This window comes from Cellulomonas sp. Root485, from assembly GCF_001426705.1.
Classification (GTDB): domain Bacteria; phylum Actinomycetota; class Actinomycetes; order Actinomycetales; family Cellulomonadaceae; genus Cellulomonas.
In genome coordinates this window covers 314173-330652 of record NZ_LMFC01000004.1, presented here as the reverse complement: position 1 = coordinate 330652, position 16480 = coordinate 314173, and the positions used below count along the sequence as shown (strand labels likewise).

Annotated in this window: 19 protein-coding genes and 4 tRNA genes; 9 read left to right on the top strand and 14 right to left on the bottom strand. The window is 70.8% G+C overall.

Annotated elements, in window-relative coordinates:
* Positions 1-45 precede the first annotated feature (45 nt).
* A tRNA-Arg gene (locus ASD16_RS19085) sits at positions 46-118 on the top strand.
* A 212-nt stretch (positions 119-330) separates the two neighbouring features.
* Here the strand turns inward: ASD16_RS19085 and ASD16_RS19080 are convergent.
* The 6 genes from ASD16_RS19080 to ASD16_RS19045 all read right to left on the bottom strand — a co-directional run bounded on the left by ASD16_RS19080 (position 331) and on the right by ASD16_RS19045 (position 6217).
* The gene (locus ASD16_RS19080; RefSeq protein ID WP_235523426.1) at positions 331-780 is read right to left on the bottom strand and encodes a hypothetical protein; all 450 of its coding nucleotides are present in this window, start codon (positions 778-780) and stop codon (positions 331-333) included.
* Positions 781-1223: 443 nt separating this feature from the next.
* Entirely contained in the window at positions 1224-1757 is a 534-nt protein-coding gene (locus ASD16_RS19075; RefSeq protein WP_235523438.1) for a DUF6318 family protein, read from the bottom strand.
* A 225-nt stretch (positions 1758-1982) separates the two neighbouring features.
* The gene (locus tag ASD16_RS19070; protein WP_157454025.1) at positions 1983-2393 is read right to left on the bottom strand and encodes a hypothetical protein; all 411 of its coding nucleotides are present in this window, start codon (positions 2391-2393) and stop codon (positions 1983-1985) included.
* Positions 2378-3034 (bottom strand): nucleotidyltransferase domain-containing protein, encoded by a 657-nt coding sequence (locus ASD16_RS19065; RefSeq protein WP_055921461.1) that lies wholly within the window; start codon positions 3032-3034, stop codon positions 2378-2380. The genes ASD16_RS19070 and ASD16_RS19065 overlap by 16 nt, the downstream gene beginning before the upstream one ends.
* A gap of 1230 nt (positions 3035-4264) precedes the next feature.
* Positions 4265-4819: a DUF6318 family protein gene (locus ASD16_RS19050; protein WP_055921451.1), complete on the bottom strand. Its 555-nt coding sequence runs from the start codon at positions 4817-4819 to the stop codon at positions 4265-4267.
* Between the two features lie 114 nt (positions 4820-4933).
* Positions 4934-6217, bottom strand: a complete 1284-nt coding sequence (locus tag ASD16_RS19045; RefSeq protein ID WP_055921448.1) for an APC family permease — start codon at positions 6215-6217, stop codon at positions 4934-4936.
* A 210-nt stretch (positions 6218-6427) separates the two neighbouring features.
* Between ASD16_RS19045 and ASD16_RS19040 the strand changes: the two genes are divergently transcribed.
* The gene (locus tag ASD16_RS19040) at positions 6428-6619 is read left to right on the top strand and encodes a hypothetical protein (protein WP_157454024.1); all 192 of its coding nucleotides are present in this window, start codon (positions 6428-6430) and stop codon (positions 6617-6619) included.
* A gap of 126 nt (positions 6620-6745) precedes the next feature.
* Positions 6746-6994: a hypothetical protein gene (locus ASD16_RS19035; RefSeq protein ID WP_055921443.1), complete on the top strand. Its 249-nt coding sequence runs from the start codon at positions 6746-6748 to the stop codon at positions 6992-6994.
* Here ASD16_RS19035 and ASD16_RS19030 read toward each other — a convergent pair.
* Positions 6983-7705 (bottom strand): phosphatase PAP2 family protein, encoded by a 723-nt coding sequence (locus ASD16_RS19030; RefSeq protein WP_055921440.1) that lies wholly within the window; start codon positions 7703-7705, stop codon positions 6983-6985. The genes ASD16_RS19035 and ASD16_RS19030 overlap by 12 nt on opposite strands.
* 71 nt (positions 7706-7776) lie before the next feature.
* Between ASD16_RS19030 and orn the strand changes: the two genes are divergently transcribed.
* Complete coding sequence (orn, locus tag ASD16_RS19025) at positions 7777-8442, top strand: oligoribonuclease (RefSeq protein WP_055921437.1); 666 nt, start codon at positions 7777-7779, stop codon at positions 8440-8442.
* 54 nt (positions 8443-8496) lie between these two features.
* On the opposite strand, the gene ASD16_RS19020 is transcribed toward orn, so the two are convergent.
* The 3 genes from ASD16_RS19020 to ASD16_RS19010 form a co-directional block, all read right to left on the bottom strand.
* Positions 8497-8572: transfer RNA gene (locus ASD16_RS19020), tRNA-His, on the bottom strand.
* Between the two features lie 103 nt (positions 8573-8675).
* Positions 8676-9599: a RimK family alpha-L-glutamate ligase gene (locus tag ASD16_RS19015; protein ID WP_055921436.1), complete on the bottom strand. Its 924-nt coding sequence runs from the start codon at positions 9597-9599 to the stop codon at positions 8676-8678.
* Complete coding sequence (locus tag ASD16_RS19010) at positions 9596-10636, bottom strand: ABC transporter ATP-binding protein (RefSeq protein WP_055921432.1); 1041 nt, start codon at positions 10634-10636, stop codon at positions 9596-9598. The genes ASD16_RS19015 and ASD16_RS19010 overlap by 4 nt, the downstream gene beginning before the upstream one ends.
* A gap of 75 nt (positions 10637-10711) precedes the next feature.
* Between ASD16_RS19010 and ASD16_RS19005 the strand changes: the two genes are divergently transcribed.
* The 3 genes from ASD16_RS19005 to ASD16_RS18995 all read left to right on the top strand — a co-directional run bounded on the left by ASD16_RS19005 (position 10712) and on the right by ASD16_RS18995 (position 13238).
* Positions 10712-11386, top strand: a complete 675-nt coding sequence (locus tag ASD16_RS19005) for an ABC transporter permease (RefSeq protein WP_055921429.1) — start codon at positions 10712-10714, stop codon at positions 11384-11386.
* A gap of 1 nt (position 11387) precedes the next feature.
* Positions 11388-12164 (top strand): ABC transporter permease, encoded by a 777-nt coding sequence (locus tag ASD16_RS19000; protein ID WP_055921426.1) that lies wholly within the window; start codon positions 11388-11390, stop codon positions 12162-12164.
* 66 nt (positions 12165-12230) lie between these two features.
* Positions 12231-13238, top strand: coding sequence for a glycine betaine ABC transporter substrate-binding protein (locus ASD16_RS18995; RefSeq protein ID WP_055921423.1), 1008 nt, complete (start codon positions 12231-12233; stop codon positions 13236-13238).
* A gap of 48 nt (positions 13239-13286) precedes the next feature.
* Here ASD16_RS18995 and ASD16_RS18990 read toward each other — a convergent pair whose 3' ends face one another.
* The 4 genes from ASD16_RS18990 to ASD16_RS18975 form a co-directional block, all read right to left on the bottom strand.
* Complete coding sequence (locus ASD16_RS18990; protein WP_055921420.1) at positions 13287-14771, bottom strand: NAD(P)/FAD-dependent oxidoreductase; 1485 nt, start codon at positions 14769-14771, stop codon at positions 13287-13289.
* A gap of 141 nt (positions 14772-14912) precedes the next feature.
* A tRNA-Lys gene (locus ASD16_RS18985) sits at positions 14913-14988 on the bottom strand.
* A 66-nt stretch (positions 14989-15054) separates the two neighbouring features.
* Positions 15055-15258 (bottom strand): hypothetical protein, encoded by a 204-nt coding sequence (locus ASD16_RS18980; RefSeq protein WP_157454023.1) that lies wholly within the window; start codon positions 15256-15258, stop codon positions 15055-15057.
* A gap of 84 nt (positions 15259-15342) precedes the next feature.
* Positions 15343-15639 (bottom strand): co-chaperone GroES, encoded by a 297-nt coding sequence (locus tag ASD16_RS18975; protein WP_055921788.1) that lies wholly within the window; start codon positions 15637-15639, stop codon positions 15343-15345.
* Positions 15640-15725: 86 nt separating this feature from the next.
* Between ASD16_RS18975 and bcp the strand changes: the two genes are divergently transcribed.
* Positions 15726-16193 carry a thioredoxin-dependent thiol peroxidase gene (gene bcp / locus ASD16_RS18970; protein WP_055921414.1) on the top strand — a complete coding sequence of 156 codons (468 nt, stop codon included), beginning with the start codon at positions 15726-15728 and terminating at the stop codon, positions 16191-16193.
* A gap of 22 nt (positions 16194-16215) precedes the next feature.
* A tRNA-Leu gene (locus tag ASD16_RS18965) sits at positions 16216-16298 on the top strand.
* The last annotated feature ends 182 nt before the right edge of the window (positions 16299-16480 follow it).

Genomic DNA, 16480 nt, shown 5'->3' with positions numbered 1-16480 from the left:
CAGAGGATCGGTTGCCTCGCCGTTACGCTTGTGGGCGCACGTCCAGCCCTCGTAGCTCAATGGATAGAGCAACGGCCTTCTAATCCGTAGGTTGCAGGTTCGAGTCCTGCCGGGGGCACCCACGCGACCACTCTGATCAGTCGCCGAGCGATCGACCCAGGCCTCCACGGAACCCGAGCGCACCTTCTGCCACCCGAGTAGCAGAACTGCCAGTCGAGTAGCAGAACTGCCAGTCGAGTAGCAGAGGGAGCGCGAGCCCGGGGCGTGCCGTTGGCACTCGCAGACTCGTGGCAGCAGACCACGGCCGCAATCGGTTCCTCGTTCCGAACGTCAGCAGTCGGCGGGTTTCGGGACGTCGGTGCACAGACCGGTGACCAGGTGAGACCGGCGCTCCTGGACCTCGAACAGCGGGCCGGTCGCCGTCGTGGTGGCGGTGCCGGTGACCTCGCGCCACTGCGGATCGCCCTCGACCTGGTACCGGCCCGACCACTCCGTGGTGATCGTGACGGCGAACTGGCCGAGGTCCTCGTAGATGTGGAACACGTCGAACCTCGGGTACTCCGGGCCTGACCCGTCACCCCAGTCGTACGTGAACCACGACGGCGTCGCCTCCACCGTCACCTCTCGACCCAGCAGCTGGGTCGTCAACGTCACCGGGGCCGGGTCGGTGTAGACGATCGTCTCCTTGTTCACCAGCACCCAGCCCGTGTCCGGCTGCATGTGCACCGCCGGCACCGGCAACGGCAACCGCCGGAACTCCTCCGCGGTCAGTACTGGCACCACCTCACCGCCGCACGAGCCGTCATCCATCTGGACCCAGGCGCTCCAGTCCGTCGCGGGCGGCACCTGATACCGCCGCCAGCGTGGCTCGACCCACTCCTGCCCAGCACAGTCCAAGACAGGAGCCTGTGGAACCCCGGTGACGCACCCACCGTCACTACCCGCCGGCACCCAATGCCCAGAGGCCTCCATGCACGCCATCGCATTCATATAAGCCCAGACAGTCGCCGGCACGACCGACGGTCCCGTCCCGCCATTAGTCTCGTTCCCCACCTGCCAGTTCGACCAATAACCCAGAACATCGTAGGAATCTGCTTGCGGCGCAGATCTCACATAGTCGTTGAAGTTGCCGTCCGGCGGAGGTGGAGATGTAGTGCTTTCGCTGGTCGCGGGAGGAAGGTGAAGAAGGGCAGCCAGAACCATCAGTCGAACCAAGGCCGGGCTCACAGCTGAGACTCCTCGACATCGACCCCTTCCACCCGCCAGTCGTCGGAGATCCGCGAGATGGCGAAGATGAAGTCGACCGTCCCACCTTCAGATGTCTGCGTGCGTGTCCCATCGGGAGCCACAGCAGTCAGTGGCCCTTGGTGTGCGCTGAGGCGCACCCGGAACCACTCGTCTTCCCTGATCTCCGCGCTGTCTGCTCCCAGGATGTCCACCGGCCCACGAATGCTCGAGTAGCCGGTGCTCACCATCGATTGCACCTGCCCATTGACATACGTGCAGAAATCGCAGGACTCGCCCGACATCGCAAGAAGCGGCTTTGTGTCGCCGGTCGAGAACGCGTAATCGTGCAGCTGCAAGAAGTACGTCGCCGCCGCGATTGCTCCGTCGGTCGTCGGCTCATCCATCGCCGCCGGCCTCTCCGGCTTGACGACCGGTGTCGGCGTGGGCGTCGGTGTCACCTCCACGACAGGCGGCGTCGCCGAGTCCGCGGGTTCAGGCCCGCCACCCGTGCATCCGGCGACCAAGGCCATCAGTGCCACCCCGAGCACCGCCGGAATCACTCGTCGCTGCCACACCCCTGCCGTGCTGCCCCGTCCACGCATGCGGGAGAACCTACCGATTCCGGACACTCTGGCACCGCGATCGCCCACATCTGTGGACAACACGGGATCTGCTCAGCCCTTGGAAGGCACCCTGGCCAGCCGCACAACGACCGCCCAGGACGCGGCGTGCTGAAGGTTCATATCGACTGAGAACTAGAGTCCACGACTGTCCAAGGCATCGACGAGCACCTTCGCGTCCCGAACGGCCTGCTCGGCGGTCACCGGCGTGCAGTACGTCCCGTACTGGAGCAGCGTCTTGTCGCTGAGCAGTCGCCTGAGCTTGTTCGCCAAGCGCACGCCGTCCGGTTGCACGGTCTTGATCAGCGTGGTGGCCGTGCCGTGGTCCTGGTCGGCCGCACGCTCGCCGAGCGCGTGACCACACAGCGCGTCGCTGGCCGCGATGGCTGCGAGCACCGCGTTCGAAGCCGCCGCCTGCGCTTCGGGTGACCGTTCGGGCCGCGCGCGGCACATCTCTAGGCGCTCGTGGGCGATCTGCAGATGCTCACGTGCCAGCCCGGCTCGTTCTCGAGCTTGGGCGAGGTTGACCTTCACGACGCGAGCCACGAGCCTCCCTTGAGCAGAGGGCCGACGTCCGGGCCGACGAGCGTGCGCGCGTCAGCGATCCACGACGCGATCATCGGATCGTCGTTTCTGACGAGCCAATCGAGGCGCGCGCGCGACGCAGGGTAGATGTTCGTCTCGTTCCCGGTGGCGCCGTGTACCTCACCGATGAGACGAGACACGAGCCGGTCGACCCTCTCATCCGCCGCGGGGTCGTTGCGTGTGACCAGGAGCAGGTCGATGTCAGAGTCCGGGCGATTGTCGCCCCGAGCGGTCGAGCCATACAGCGCGACGCTCGTGTGCGCGGCTTCATCGACTCCGAGCTCCATCCGCACGACGTCGTAGATGATGCCCGAGAGCCTGTGCCGTACGGAGTCCGCGGCTCGCATCAACTGCTCGATCGCATCCCACATCAGGTGCCTGCGATTCGCGACATAGAGCACGGCAGGCGGCGCGGATTGGCTAAGCACTAGCCCCTGGTCGACGAGCCGCGCGATCGCGGTGCGGACGCCGGCGTTGGACGCGGACGGGATGAGTGACGCGACCCGCGACCCGCTCAGCGCCAGGTCGGTACGCGCAAGCACCTGGAACACCCGGCCCTCCAGAGTCGGGATCACGGACGTGATCGGGTCGTTCAGGTCCATCGCCGCGACCACCCTCCCGTTTGCCTGCCAAGTCTGCCACTAGAGTGGCAGATCTGCTGAAATAGTGGCAGATCTGCAAGAAAAGTGACAGAGGCGGATCAGCAGTCGGCGGGTTTCGGGACGTCGGTGCACAGACCGGTGACCAGGTGCGAGCGGCGCTCCTGGACCTCGAACAGCGGGCCGGTCGCCGTCGTGGTGGCGGTGCCAGTGACCTCGCGCCACTGCGGGTCGCCCTCGACCTGGTACCGGCCCGACCACTCCGTGGTGATCGTGACGGCGAACTGGCCGAGGTCCTCGTAGATGTGGAACACGTCGAACCTCGGGTACNTCGCCCTCGACCTGGTACCGGCCCGACCACTCCGTGGTGATCGTGACGGCGAACTGGCCGAGGTCCTCGTAGATGTGGAACACGTCGAACCTCGGGTACGGCGCTCCCGGATCGGTGGTCCGCTCCGGGCCTGACCCGTCACCCCAGTCGTACGTGAACCACGACGGCGTCGCCTCCACCGTCACCTCTCGACCCAGCAGCTGGGTCGTCAACGTCACCGGGGNCCGGGCCTGACCCGTCACCCCAGTCGTACGTGAACCACGACGGCGTCGCCTCCACCGTCACCTCTCGACCCAGCAGCTGGGTCGTCAACGTCACCGGGGTCGGGTCGGTGTAGACGATCGTCTCCTTGTTCACCAGCACCCAGCCCGTGTCCGGCTGCATGTGCACGGCTGGGGCGGGCAGCGGCAGCCGACGAAACTCGTCCCCCGTTAACACCGGCACCACCTGCGCGGCGCACGACCCGAAATCCACCTGCTCCCAGGCGCTCCAGTCCGTCGCCGGCGGCACCCGATACCGCCGCCAGCGCGGCTCGACCCACTCCTGCCCCGCACAGTCCAAGACAGGAGCCTGCGAGACACCGGCCGGACATCCGGCACCCTCCCCCGCGGGCACCCACCGTCCCGACGCCTCCAAGCAAGCCATCGAGTTCATGACGTCCCACTCAGTCGTGGGCACGACACTCGGACCCATCCCGCCAGGACGCTCGTTCGGGGCCTGCCACCGCGACCACCCGCCCAGCATGTCGAATGCGTCGGCGTCCTGCGAGACGACGCCGTCCACCATATGGTCGCCGAAACCCGGTAGCCCGGGTGCGGCGCGTGATGGGGCGGGCGCGTGAACCGCGGGCGATAAGGCGGCGAGAGCGATCGTGAGGAGTACCGATGCGACAACACCTGCACTCACGACTGAGGCACCACGATGTCGACACCTTCAACGCGCCAGTCATCGCCGATCCACGAGATCGCGAACACGAAGTCCGCCACTCCGCCATCGGACGTCTGTTCGCGGGTCCCGTCCGGCCCGACGGTCACGAGAGGTCCCTGCTCGGCTCGAAGTGAAACCCGAAACCACTCGTCCTCACGGATCTCCGTGCTGTCGGACTGCACCACGGCCGCCGGAGTCCGCACGCTCGAATATCCGCCGGTCACCATCGACTGCACCTGCTCGTCGACATATGAGCAGTACGTGCACGTCTCCCCCGACATCGCCATGAGGGGACCTGCATCACCCGCCGAGAACGCGTAGTCGTACAGCTGCAGGAAGTACGTCGCCGCCGCGATTGCTCCGTCGGTCGTCGGTTCGTCCATCGCCGCCGGCCGCTCAGGCTTCACCACCGGTGTCGCGGTCGGAGTCGGGGTCACGTCCGCGACGGGCGCCGTCGTCGACGACGCCGGTTCCGGCCCGCCTTCCGTACATCCGGCCACCAGTACCACCCCGAGCAGCGCCGGGATCACCCGTCGCTGCCACACCCCTGCCGTGCTGCCCCGTCCACGCATGCGGGAGAACCTACCGATTCCGGACACCTCGGGACGGAGGTCGACCAGATCTGTGGACGACGCCGGATCGGGTCAGCGTGCGGCGGGCACCCTGGCCCGCCGCACCACGCCGACCGCCACGGCCACGAGCGCGAGCCCGAGCGGCACCACCAGGTGCCACCCCGCGAGCGCGGCGAGTCCGAGCGCGAGCACGCAGGCGACAGCGGCGGCCCACCACCCGGCACTCCCCCGGTCGAGGAGGCGCAAGGCGGCGGCCATGCCCACGGCGTAGATGGCGACCATGCAGCTGGTGTGCACGAGCACGAACGGCTCGAGCTCCCCACCGGTGGCCACGGCCAGCGCGAAGTACACGGTGACCAGCGCGGCCACGACCAGCAGCGCGCGACGCGGCACGCCGCCCGGTTGTGCTCCTCGGGCCACCCAGCGCGGCAGGTCCCCGTCGCGACCGAGCGACGCGCCGAGCTTGGCGAAGGCCCCGACGTAGGTGCCGAGCACGCCGAGCGTGACGATGCCTGCGACGACGGCCACTGCGACGCGGCCGACGTCCGGCAGTCCGACGTCGACCAGGTCCATGAGCGGGACGTCGGAGGAGGCGGTGAGCACGGTCACCGTCACGTACTGCAGGGCGAGGTAGGCGATGCCGACGACGACGAGCGCGATCGCCGTGGCTCGCGGGATGGTCCGTCGCGGGTCCCGGAACTCGCCCGCGAGGTGCGTCACGGCCTCCCAGCCGGCGAAGGCCCAGACGTACAGGCTCGCCGCGGCTCCGACGCCTGCCCACCCGTGCGCGAAGGGTGTGAGGTTGGCCGGGTCGGCCGCCGGCAGGGAGACCAGCACCACGCCGACGACGAGCACGACGAGCGCCCCGGTGAGCGCGAGCTGGACGGGTCCGGCGAGCCGGAGGCCGACCGCGTTGGTGACGAGCGGTGGCACGAGGAAGGCCGCACCGACGAGGTAGACGTGCCACTGCGCACCGCCGAGCATCGCCACGACGTACTGCGCCCCGAGCAGCGCCACGACCGGCGCCCCGACGCAGACGCCGAAGAAGAACCAGTAGCCGGTCATCCGTGCCGCGGTGGGCCCGAGGGCGAGCCGTACGTAGGTCGCGACCCCGCCGGAGTCCGGGTGCCGGGTGGCGAGGGCGGCGAAGGCGGCGGCGAGCGGGACGGAGGCGAGCAGGACGAGGCCGACCGCGACGAGGGAGGCCGGACCCGCTGCGCGGGCGGCCAGGGTGGGGAGCAGGAGGATCCCCGTGCCGAGCACGGAGGCCACGTAGAGCGCGGTGCCGAGCGCGAGCCCGATGCGTGGCTGGGCGTCGGTGCTCGTCGTCGGATCGGCGAGGGCGGGTGCGGGCACCGGTGCAGCCTCTCCCGGACGCCACCCGGAGACCAGACGGCAGACAGGCGACGTCCGTCAACATCCCGCCAGCGCCGTGAGCGGCCAAGAGCGGGCGAAAGTGGCGGAAAAATCAGGTGACGGCGGTCGCGAGCGCGTGGTCGAGTACTCCCACACCACCCAGATCGTCCGGGCTCCGGCCCGGACACCGTCATGCCCGAGGAGCACCCCGTGAACCCGATCCAGACCTACGAGCTCACGCGCCAGGCCCAGGCCGAGCGCCTCGCTCAGTCCCACCAGGCGCGCGTCCGCGAGGCCGCCCGCCACGCCAGACAGCCGGCCGAGAGCATCGGTCGACCTCCGGATACGCGGCGCGTCCAGGCGCGTCCGACGAACCCCGTCGGCGTCCTCGTCGCCCGATGATCCACACCCCGGTGGGCGCGGACCGATCCTCCCTGAGGAACTGGTCCGCGCCCACCGTCATGCGTGCCACCATGTCGCCATGCCGAGCCACCCCCGCCCGCGCGCCCGGTCCCGCGGGCGGCGCTGATGGGTCGGCACAACACCCCGGACCCGGCCGCACAGCTCCCGGTCCGGACGCGGCTCGGGCGTTTCCTCGCCCGGTGGATCGGCTGGATCGGGTTCGGGCTCGTCGCGGGCGCGGGCACGCTCGGCGTCCTGGTCTGGGCCGGCACGTCGTGGACCGCGAGCCTGTGGATCGGCGGCGCGGTCGCCGTGGTCGTCCCGGTCGCCGCCTGGTTGGCGTCGACGGTGCCGGGCCCGCAGTCACACCGCTGACGGCGTCGGCTGTCCGGCGTGCAGCCGGTCCACCACCATGACCACCCCGAGCACGACGACCGCGAGCGCCACGGCTGCCACGACGTCGGTGAGGAAGTGGTAGCCGAGGTACAGCCGGCTCAGCGCGACCAGGGCGGTTCCGACGACCGTCGCGACGCCCCACGCCACGATCCGTGCCACCGACGGGCTCCGGCTGCACACGAGGTACCCGGCGACGAGCAGGAGGGTCGCCGTCCCGATGGTGTGCCCCGAGGGAAAGGACGCCGTCGTCTCGGCGCCCGGTACGAACATGGTGTCCTCCGGCGGTCGCTCACGTGCGACGAGACCCTTGACGGCCAGGCTGATCAGCGTCGACGCGATCATCGCCCCGGCCAGGAGCACGGGTCGCCACCACTCGCGGCGCACCAGGCCCCAGACCAGGCACGCCACCCCGACGACGATCGGCAGGACCGTCGGCCCGGTCACGAAGGTGATGGCCGCCAGCACGGACGTCCACCCGGCCGTCCGGTGCGCGACCAGCCAGTCGAGGACCGGCTGGTCCAGGTCCCACAGGTCGTCCTTCTCCCGCACACCGTCGAGCACCGAGAAGAACACACCGAGACCGGCGACGACGAGCACGAGGCCCGGCAGGACCGCCCAGAGCACCGGTCGTGCGCGCAGCGCGTCGAAGGCCGAGGTGCGCGGAGGGGCGAGGGCGGGTTCGTCCGACATGCACCGACGCTAACCGGGACACGACGAGCCCACGACCGCGCCGACGCGCGACGCCCCCTAGGCTGACCTGCGTGACCAGCACGCCGACGCCCCCGCCCGCCCCGACCGGCCAGGAGAGCGCCGACCGCATCGTCTGGATCGACTGCGAGATGACCGGTCTCGACCTCGGCGCCGACGCCCTGGTCGAGGTGGCGGTCGTCGTGACCGACTCCGAGCTGCGCGTGCTGGGCGAGGGGGTCGACGTCATCATCTCGCCGCCCGCGGAGTCGCTCGAGCAGATGAACGACTTCGTCCGCACGATGCACACCACCTCGGGCCTGCTGGACCAGCTGCCGTCGGGCACCACGATCGAGGACGCCCAGGCCACGGTCCTGGAGTACATCCGCACATGGGTGCCGGACCCCGGCAAGGCGCCCCTGGCGGGCAACTCGGTGGGCACGGACAAGGCGTTCCTCGACCGCGACATGGCCGAGCTCGTGGCGTACCTGCACTACCGGGTCATCGACGTGTCGTCGATCAAGGAGCTCGCCCGCCGCTGGTACCCGCGCGTGTACTTCGCGTCTCCGCGCAAGAACGGTGGGCACCGCGCGCTGGCCGACATCCTCGAGAGCATCGACGAGCTGCGCTACTACCGCGCCGCCCTGCTGCCGGCCCAGCCGGGCCCCGACTCGGCGGCAGCGAAGAAGATCGCGGCAGAGGTCATCGCGACGTCCGTCAAGGGGAGCCTGCGGCCGTAAGGCTGCACCGGGAACGACGTCGGGCGCCGACCAGAAGGTCGACGCCCGACGCGATGGGGTGGCTAACGGGACTTGAACCCGCGACCCCCTGGACCACAACCAGGTGCTCTACCACCTGAGCTATAGCCACCACGATCACCCGACGCGGACGTCGGGCCGTCCAGAAGTGTACCCGAGGCCGGGAGCACTTCTGGAACCGGCGGGGCGTGGCCTGGGCCACTCCCCTGCCGAGGTCAGAGCCGCGCAGCGATCGCGTCGGCGAAGCGTCCGGCCGAGCCCTCGCCGTGCGCGAAGAACAAGGACGGCTCGGTCAGCTCGACCTCGAGGACGACGGGGTTGCCCTCGTCGTCCGGGATCAGGTCGACACGGGCGTACAGGAGCGCACCGTCCACTCCCGGCGCGATGTCCGGCAGGGCCGCGACGACCCGCTCACCGAGCTCGCGCTCGGCGTCGCTGGCGTCCCGCGCGGTCATGATCTCCTGGCGGTACAGCTCGTCCGCCAGCTGCCCCCGGAACGGCCCGTCGAGCAGCGCGTGCTTGCGGACCGAGTGGCTGAACTGGCCGTCGACGAAGACCAGCGCCGTCTCGCCGGTGGTGTCCACGTTGCGCAGGTAGCGCTGGATCATCACGCGGCGGCCCACGCTCAGCAGGTTCTTGGCGTGCGTGATGGCCAGCGAGCGCTGCTGCGTGACCCCGGCGTCGTACCGGCCGGTGTCGCGGGCGCCCGCGCTCACGGTCGGCTTGATGACGAAGTCGCCGAACGCCGGGAAGCGGGTGTGGATCGCGCGCGAGTCGTGGTTGCGCTCAGGGTCCAGCCAGATGGTCGGGACGATCGGCAGGCCGGCCTTCTCCAGGTCCCGCAGGTACGTCTTGTCGATGTTCCAGCCCACCACCGAGGCGGGGTTGATCAGCGTGCTGGTCCGCTCGACCCGGCGCGTCCAGTCCGCGAACTGCGCGGGCCGGTCCGTGTAGTCCCAGGTGGAGCGGATCACGACGTGGTCGTAGGTGCCCCAGTCGATGGTCGGGTCGTCCCAGACGACCGCGTCCGTGGCGATGCCGCGCTCGAGCAGCGCGTCGCGCAGGGTCTGGTCGTCGGGGTCGAGCTCGGGCAGCTCGGCACAGGTGGCGAGCGCGAGTCGGGCCGTCGTCGTGGTCACGTGCGCAGCGTACCGACGGGGCTGTCGACGGCGGATGTGGCGTCCGTCTCGTCGTCCGGCTCCATCAGGCGGTCCAGGGCACGCACGACGGAGGCCGGTGTCGCGCTGCCGACGACGCGACCCTGCTCGTCGTGCACCGGCAGCGGGCCGTCGGCGCCGACGAGCGCGGACAGCACGTCGCCCAGCTCGGCGCCGACGGTCAACGGCGGTCCGCCGGTCCCGCTCTGCACGCCGGGGTCCAGGTCAGCGCGTTCCAGGCGGCCGAGCGCGAGCAGGCGGGCGGTCCGACCGCGGCCGACGAGGTCCGCCACGGCGGGCGTGGCCGGCCGGGCCACGATGTCGAGCGGCGACGCGAGCTGCTCGATGTGGGCGCCGGTGCTGAGCACCGCCACGCGGTCCGCCATGCGCACCGCTTCGTCGATGTCGTGCGTGACGAGCATCACCGTGATGCCGAGCGTGCGCTGGATGCGCGCGAACTCGGTCTGCAGCCGGCGCCGGCCCACCGGGTCGACCGCACCGAACGGCTCGTCCATGAGCAGCACCGGCGGGTCCGTCGCCAGCGCCCGGGCGACCCCGACGCGTTGGCGCTCGCCGCCGGACAGCTCGTGCGGGAACCGGCGGGCGTAGCGGTCGGGGGGCAGCCCGACGAGGTCGAGCAGCTCCTCGACCCGTGCAGCGGTGCGCTTGCGGTCCCAGCCGACCAGGCCAGGGACGGTGGCCACGTTCTGGGCGACGGTGCGGTGCGGGAAGAGCCCGACGTTCTGGATCACGTAGCCCATCCGGCGCCGCAGCCCCACGGGGTCGACCGTCGTGACGTCCTCACCCTGGAGCATGATGCGCCCGGACGTGGGCTCGACGAGGCGGTTCGCCATGCGCAGGGTGGTCGTCTTGCCGCACCCCGAGGGTCCGACGAGCACGAGCACCTCGTGCGGCTGGACCGCCAGGGTCAGGTCGTCGACGGCTGCGCCGGACTCGCCGCGCCCGGACGCATAGGACTTGCTGACGTGCTCGAAGGCGATCGCCGGGTCGTCTGCCACCTCCAGGACGCTAGTCGCTGCGTCCGACAGTCGCAGATCCTGCGCATGTCGGAGGCCGCAGGTACGTTTCACGCCATGCGTCTGGCCGAGGCACCACCCAACCCGTGGTTCTCCTGGGAGTACGTCGAGCGCAACTCCCAGGACATCGCCCGCTACCTCGAGCAGCACGCGTCGCTGACGTTCCAGGCCGTCGTCATCGCGTTCGTGCTCGCGCTGCCGCTCGGTGCGCTGGCACACCTGCGGCCTCGCCTGGCCGGTCCTGTGCTCGGCGTCGCGGGCGTCCTGTACACCGTGCCGTCGCTCGCGCTCTTCGCGATCCTCGCGCCGTACACCGGCATCGGCCGCACCACCGTCCTCATCGGGCTCGTCTCCTACGCCCTGCTCGTCCTGACCCGCAACGTCCTGGTCGGGCTGCAGGGCGTGGATCCCGCGGTGCGTGACGCGGCGCGCGGCATGGGCTACGGCCGCGCCCGGCTGCTGTTCTCGGTCGAGCTCCCGCAGGCGCTGCCCAGCATCATCGCGGGGCTCCGGCTCGCCACCGTGACCACGGTCGCGCTGGTCACCGTCGGGGTCGTGGTCGGGTACGGCGGGCTCGGCCAGCTGATGTTCCGCGGCTTCCGCAGCAACTACCACGCGGAGATCATGACGGCGACGGTGCTGTGCCTCCTGCTCGCGCTCGTGTGCGACCTGGTCCTGGCGGGCATCGGCCGGCGGCTCACCCCGTGGGCGCGCGTCGAGAGGCCGGTGTGACGTGGACGTCCTGCACGAAGCGTTCCTGTGGCTGAACGACCCGCTGAACTGGACCGGTCGCAACGGTGTCATCGCCCTGACGCGCGACCACATCATCGTGTCGTTCCTGGCCGTGATGCTCGCCGCCGTCGTCGCGCTGCCGACGGGTCTCTGGCTCGGTCACCGTCGCCGGGGAGCGACCGCTGGCGTCGTCGTCGCGAACACCACGCGCGCGCTGCCGACGCTCGCGCTGCTCACCCTGCTCGCCGCGAGCGGGCTGTTCGGCAACACCGCGACGGTGCTCGCGTGCGCGGTGTTCGCCGTCCCGCCGCTGCTGACGAACACGGTCACCGGGCTGGGTGAGGTCGACGCCGACATCCGCGACGCGGCGCGCGGTGTGGGGATGTCGGGCCGGCGCAGCCTGTGGGCGGTCGAGGTCCCGCTCGCGGTCCCGCTGATCGCCGCCGGAGTCCGGACGGCGTCCGTGCAGGTGCTCGCGACGGTCCCGCTCGCGGCGCTGGTCGGTGGCCGCAGCCTCGGCACGATCGTGGTCACGGGCTTCGGGACGCAGGACTACGGGCAGGTGCTGGCCGGCGGCATCCTGGTCGCCGGCCTGTGCCTCGTCTCCGAGGGGCTGCTCGCGATCGCCCAGCACCTGCTGACCCCACGCGGGCTGCGGGCGCTCGCACGGGACACCTCCGACACGCCGTCCCGCCGCACAAAACGGGCGCAGATCACGTCTCCAGCGCTTGCCGAGGCTCCGACAAGCGGATCGAATAGGTCGGGTTCTTCGGCCTGACATCCTCCGGCGCCAGTTTCGGCCGTCACCTGGACCACCCCCAGCCGACTCCACGAGGAGAGCACGATGCGAGCGAGACGCTCCACCACCTTGACCCTGGTCGCCATCGCCACCCTGGCGCTCGGCGCCTGTGGCAGCCCCGGCTCAGGCGGAGGCGAGGCCGACCCGACGTCGTCGGGCACGTCCGGCCTGGCCACCTGCGACCCGATCGCGGGCGAGAAGCTCGTCGTCCTCGAGGACGACAAGGGCCTGCAGAACGCGGACAACATCATCCCCGCGGTGAACAAGGCCGCCGCGGAGGCGAACCCGGCCGTCATCGAGCTGCTGGACACGGTGTCCGCCGCTCTCGACACCGAGAAGCTCATCGAGCTCAACAAGGCGGTCGACATCGACCGCCGCACGTCGAGCGAGGTGGCGGAGGAGTTCGTCTCCACCGAAGGTCTGGCGGCCGAGGACGGCGCAGTCGGCGCGGGTGCGCCGCTCGTCATCGGCGCCGCGAACTTCTCCGAGAGCGCCACGCTCGCGGAGATCTACGCGGCCGTGCTGCGGACCGGCGGCTACACCGTCGAGGTGCGGACCATCGGGAACCGCGAGACGTACCTCCCGCCGCTCGCGGACGGGACGCTGACCGCGGTCCCGGAGTACGCGGCGACGCTCGCGGACTTCCTCAACGCCCAGCAGAACGGCGCCGACGCCGAGTCGGTGGCCTCGGCGGACGTCGACGCGACCGTGGCTGCACTGACCCCCCTCGCGGAGGCCGCTGGACTGACCGTCGGCGCAGCGTCCGCGGCGCAGGACCAGAACGCGTTCGCCGTGACCAGCGAGTTCGCGGCGGAGCACGACCTGACCACGCTCAGCGACCTCGCCGCCAACTGCGGTGGTCTGGTCCTGGCGGGTCCGGCCGAGTGCCCGGAGCGCCCGTTCTGCCAGCTCGGTCTCGAGGACACCTACGGCATCGAGTTCGCCGACTTCCAGTCGTACGACTTCGGCCTGATCGGCCAGGCCGTGCGTCAGGGTGAGGCGGCCATCGGCCTGGTGCTGTCGAGCGACGGGTCCCTCGCAGCCGACAGCTGACACGCACCACGAAGGGGCGGACCCACCGGGTCCGCCCCTTCGTCGCGCTCAGAGTCCCGCGGTCTCCAGCAGGCGGAGCCAGACCTCGCTGACCGTCGGGTACGACGGCACCGCATGCCACAGCCGGTCCAGCGGGACCTCGCCGACGACGGCGATCGTCGCTGCGTGCAGCAGCTCCGCCACCTCCGGTCCCACGAAGGTGGCGCCGACGATCACGCCGCGCGCGTCGTCGAGGACGATCTGCGCGTGGCCGGCATAGTCCTCGGCGAACACCGTGGCGCCCGCGACGTTCTCCAGGTCGTACCCGACCACCCGCACGTCGAGCCCCTGCTTCCGAGCGGCCTCCTCGCTGAGCCCGACCCAGGCGACCTCGGGTCGCGTGAACACCACCTGCGGCACCGCGGCGACGTCGGCGGTCGCCCGGTAGCGGCTCCAGGGGGCTGCTGAACGCTCGTCGCCGGCGTCGAGCGAGCGGTCCCCCGCGGTCGCTCCGTCCGGCGAGTCGGCGGCCGAGGACCGCGGGTCGAACCGGGCTGCCACGACGTCCCCGACCACGCGGGCGTCGTACTTGCCCTGATGCGTCGTGGCGGTCCGCCCGGACACGTCGCCGACGGCGAAGAGCCAGCCGCCGTCGACGCCGGTGACCTGGAGGGCGTCGTCCACGGTCAGGGGCTTGCCCGGCTCGAGGCCCAGCGTCTCCAGCCCCAGGTCCGAGGTCCGCGGTCGTCGACCGGTGGCGACGAGCACCTCGTCGACCACGAGGTCCTGGCCCGTGCCGGTCGAGAGATGGACGCCGTCGGCCTCGCGCCGCACCGACTGCGTCTCCGTGCCGAACAGCACGGTGACCCCGAGATCCGCCAGCGACGCAGCGACCGCCTCGCCGGCGAACCGCTCGGCGTTGGCCAGCAGCCGGTCGCCGCGTACGACGAGCGTCACCGCACTGCCGAAGTCCGCGAACGCGGTCGCCATCTCGACGCCGACCACCCCGCCGCCGAGGACGGCCAGTCGCGCCGGTACCTGCTGCGCCGACGTCGCCTCGCGGCTGGTCCAGGGGGGCAGCTCCGCCAGGCCCTCGACGTGCGGGACCACGGCAGCGGAGCCTGTCGCGACGACGACCGCGTGCCGCGCGGTCACCTGCTCCGACCCGCCCTCGCCGTCTACGGTCAGCGCGCGCTCGCCGGTGAAGCGCGCGTGCCCGCGCAGGAGCGTGATCCCCGTGCTCTCCACCCACCCGACCTGGGAGCTGTCGTCCCACTGGTGGGTGACCACGTCGCGACGCGCGAACGCGGCTGCGACGTCCACGTCGCCCGTCACGGCGGCCGCGGCGCCCGGGACGCCGCGCGCGGCCGCGAGCGCCGCACCCGGCCGCAAGAGCGCCTTCGACGGCATGCAGGCCCAGTACGAGCACTCACCCCCGACCAGGGCGTGCTCGACGAGCGCGACGCTCAGCCCGCTCCGACCGGCCCGGTCGGCGACGTTCTCCCCCACAGCACCGCCGCCGATCACCACGACGTCGAACTCGCGACCCATCATCGACCCCTTCGTCCCACCGGCACCTCCCCGGCGGACGGCCGGGGACCACGGCCCATCGTGTCCCGGTCCTCGCGCGGGCGCAGCACGGGGGTACGACAAAGGGCCTCCCTCAACGTTTCCGCTGGTGGGAGGCCCTCCGGGTGGTGCGCCATCAGGGACTCGAACCCCGAACCCGCTGATTAAGAGTCAGCTGCTCTGCCAATTGAGCTAATGGCGCGCGGTTGAGAACGCTAGCAGGCCGGGTGCCCGATCTGCCAATCGAAACCTGCCGCCGTGACGGGCGTCACTCAGGGCCGCCGTCCGAGGACTTCTGGTCCTGCTCCCACCATGCCTCGTCGGGCAGACCTTCGGCCTCGAGGATCTCGGTCGACGTCGCCTCGGGGGTCGCCAGGTCGACGATGAGGGCCAGCGGGACGTGCTCGGCGAGCAGGTCGCGGACGGCCTGGGTGTCCTCGGCAGGTACCGGGGTGGTGTCGTGCTCGGTCATCGTGATCTCCCTGGGAACGAAGTCCCCCGTGCTCATGCCACCACCGCGTCCGATGCGGTGCAAGACGTACAGCCCGATGAACGATCAGAGGTACAGCCCGGTTCCCTCGCCCGCGCCGCGGGGCTCGGCGACCGCGTGCACGTCCTTCTCGCGCAGCAGCACGTAGGTCGCGCCGGCGAGCTCGACCTCGGCGCGGTCCTCGGGGTCGAACAGCACGCGATCCCCGACCTCGACCTGCCGGACGTGCTGACCGGCGGCCACGACGGCCCCCCACGTGAGCCGCTTGCCGACGACGGCCGTGGCCGGGATGACGATGCCGGCGGACGAGCGCCGCTCCCCCGACTCACCGTCGAGCGAGACGAGCAGTCGGTCGTTCAGCATGCGGATCGGGAGGTCGCTCACGCGTCCGACGGTACCCGCGCGACATAGGCTGACCGCATCCCGAACGCCTCGTCCCTGGAGATCTCGTGCCCCGTCTCGCCGTCGGCGACCCTGCCCCCGACTTCACGCTGCCGACCGCCGACGGCGGCACCGTCACGCTGTCCGACCTGCGCGGTCGTCGGGTGATCGTGTACTTCTACCCGGCCGCGATGACTCCCGGGTGCACCACGCAGGCGTGCGACTTCCGTGACTCCCTCGCCTCGTTGCAGGGTGCCGGGTTCGCCGTCGTCGGTGTCTCGCCGGACACCGTCGACAAGCTGGCGGCGTTCGTCGAGCAGGAGCACCTGACCTTCCCCCTGGGGTCCGACCCGGAGCACGCGGTGCTCGAGGCGTGGGGCGCCTGGGGCGAGAAGCTCAACTACGGCAGGACCGTGACGGGGGTGATCCGCTCGACGGTCGTCGTCGACGCCGAGGGCCGGGTCGAGCTCGCGCAGTACAACGTCAAGGCCACCGGGCACGTCGCCAAGCTGCGCCGGGACCTGAAGGTCGCCTGACGTTGTGGGAAACTTCCGCTGCGCGGGAGTGGTGAAACGGCAGCCACGCCAGGTTTAGGTCCTGGTGCTCGAAAGGGCGTGCGGGTTCAAATCCCGTCTCCCGCACGCGCTGGTCGGAGGACGACCAGGCCTCGCAGTTCGGACAGCTCCCGGCAGGACGTGATCCTGCCGGGAGCTTCTGCATGTGCGGACCTAAACGTTCCGGGTGTGCGGAAAGCGTTGTACACCGGTGTAAATGTCGCTACTTTTCCGGCGAACCACCTCACCTCCGAGCGTGGCCGGCCAGG

What these genes read in the sequence shown, in the direction of transcription:
- ASD16_RS19075 (WP_235523438.1), bottom strand. Translation starts at nt 1,757, where the DNA reads ATGGCCTTGGTCGCCGGATGCACGGGTGGCGGGCCTGAACCCGCGGAC.
- ASD16_RS19065 (WP_055921461.1), bottom strand. Translation starts at nt 3,034, where the DNA reads ATGGACCTGAACGACCCGATCACGTCCGTGATCCCGACTCTGGAGGGC.
- ASD16_RS19035 (WP_055921443.1), top strand. Translation starts at nt 6,746, where the DNA reads ATGGGTCGGCACAACACCCCGGACCCGGCCGCACAGCTCCCGGTCCGG.
- ASD16_RS19030 (WP_055921440.1), bottom strand. Translation starts at nt 7,705, where the DNA reads ATGTCGGACGAACCCGCCCTCGCCCCTCCGCGCACCTCGGCCTTCGAC.
- ASD16_RS19005 (WP_055921429.1), top strand. Translation starts at nt 10,712, where the DNA reads ATGCGTCTGGCCGAGGCACCACCCAACCCGTGGTTCTCCTGGGAGTAC.
- ASD16_RS18995 (WP_055921423.1), top strand. Translation starts at nt 12,231, where the DNA reads ATGCGAGCGAGACGCTCCACCACCTTGACCCTGGTCGCCATCGCCACC.
- ASD16_RS18990 (WP_055921420.1), bottom strand. Translation starts at nt 14,771, where the DNA reads ATGATGGGTCGCGAGTTCGACGTCGTGGTGATCGGCGGCGGTGCTGTG.
- ASD16_RS18980 (WP_157454023.1), bottom strand. Translation starts at nt 15,258, where the DNA reads ATGACCGAGCACGACACCACCCCGGTACCTGCCGAGGACACCCAGGCC.
- ASD16_RS18975 (WP_055921788.1), bottom strand. Translation starts at nt 15,639, where the DNA reads ATGCTGAACGACCGACTGCTCGTCTCGCTCGACGGTGAGTCGGGGGAG.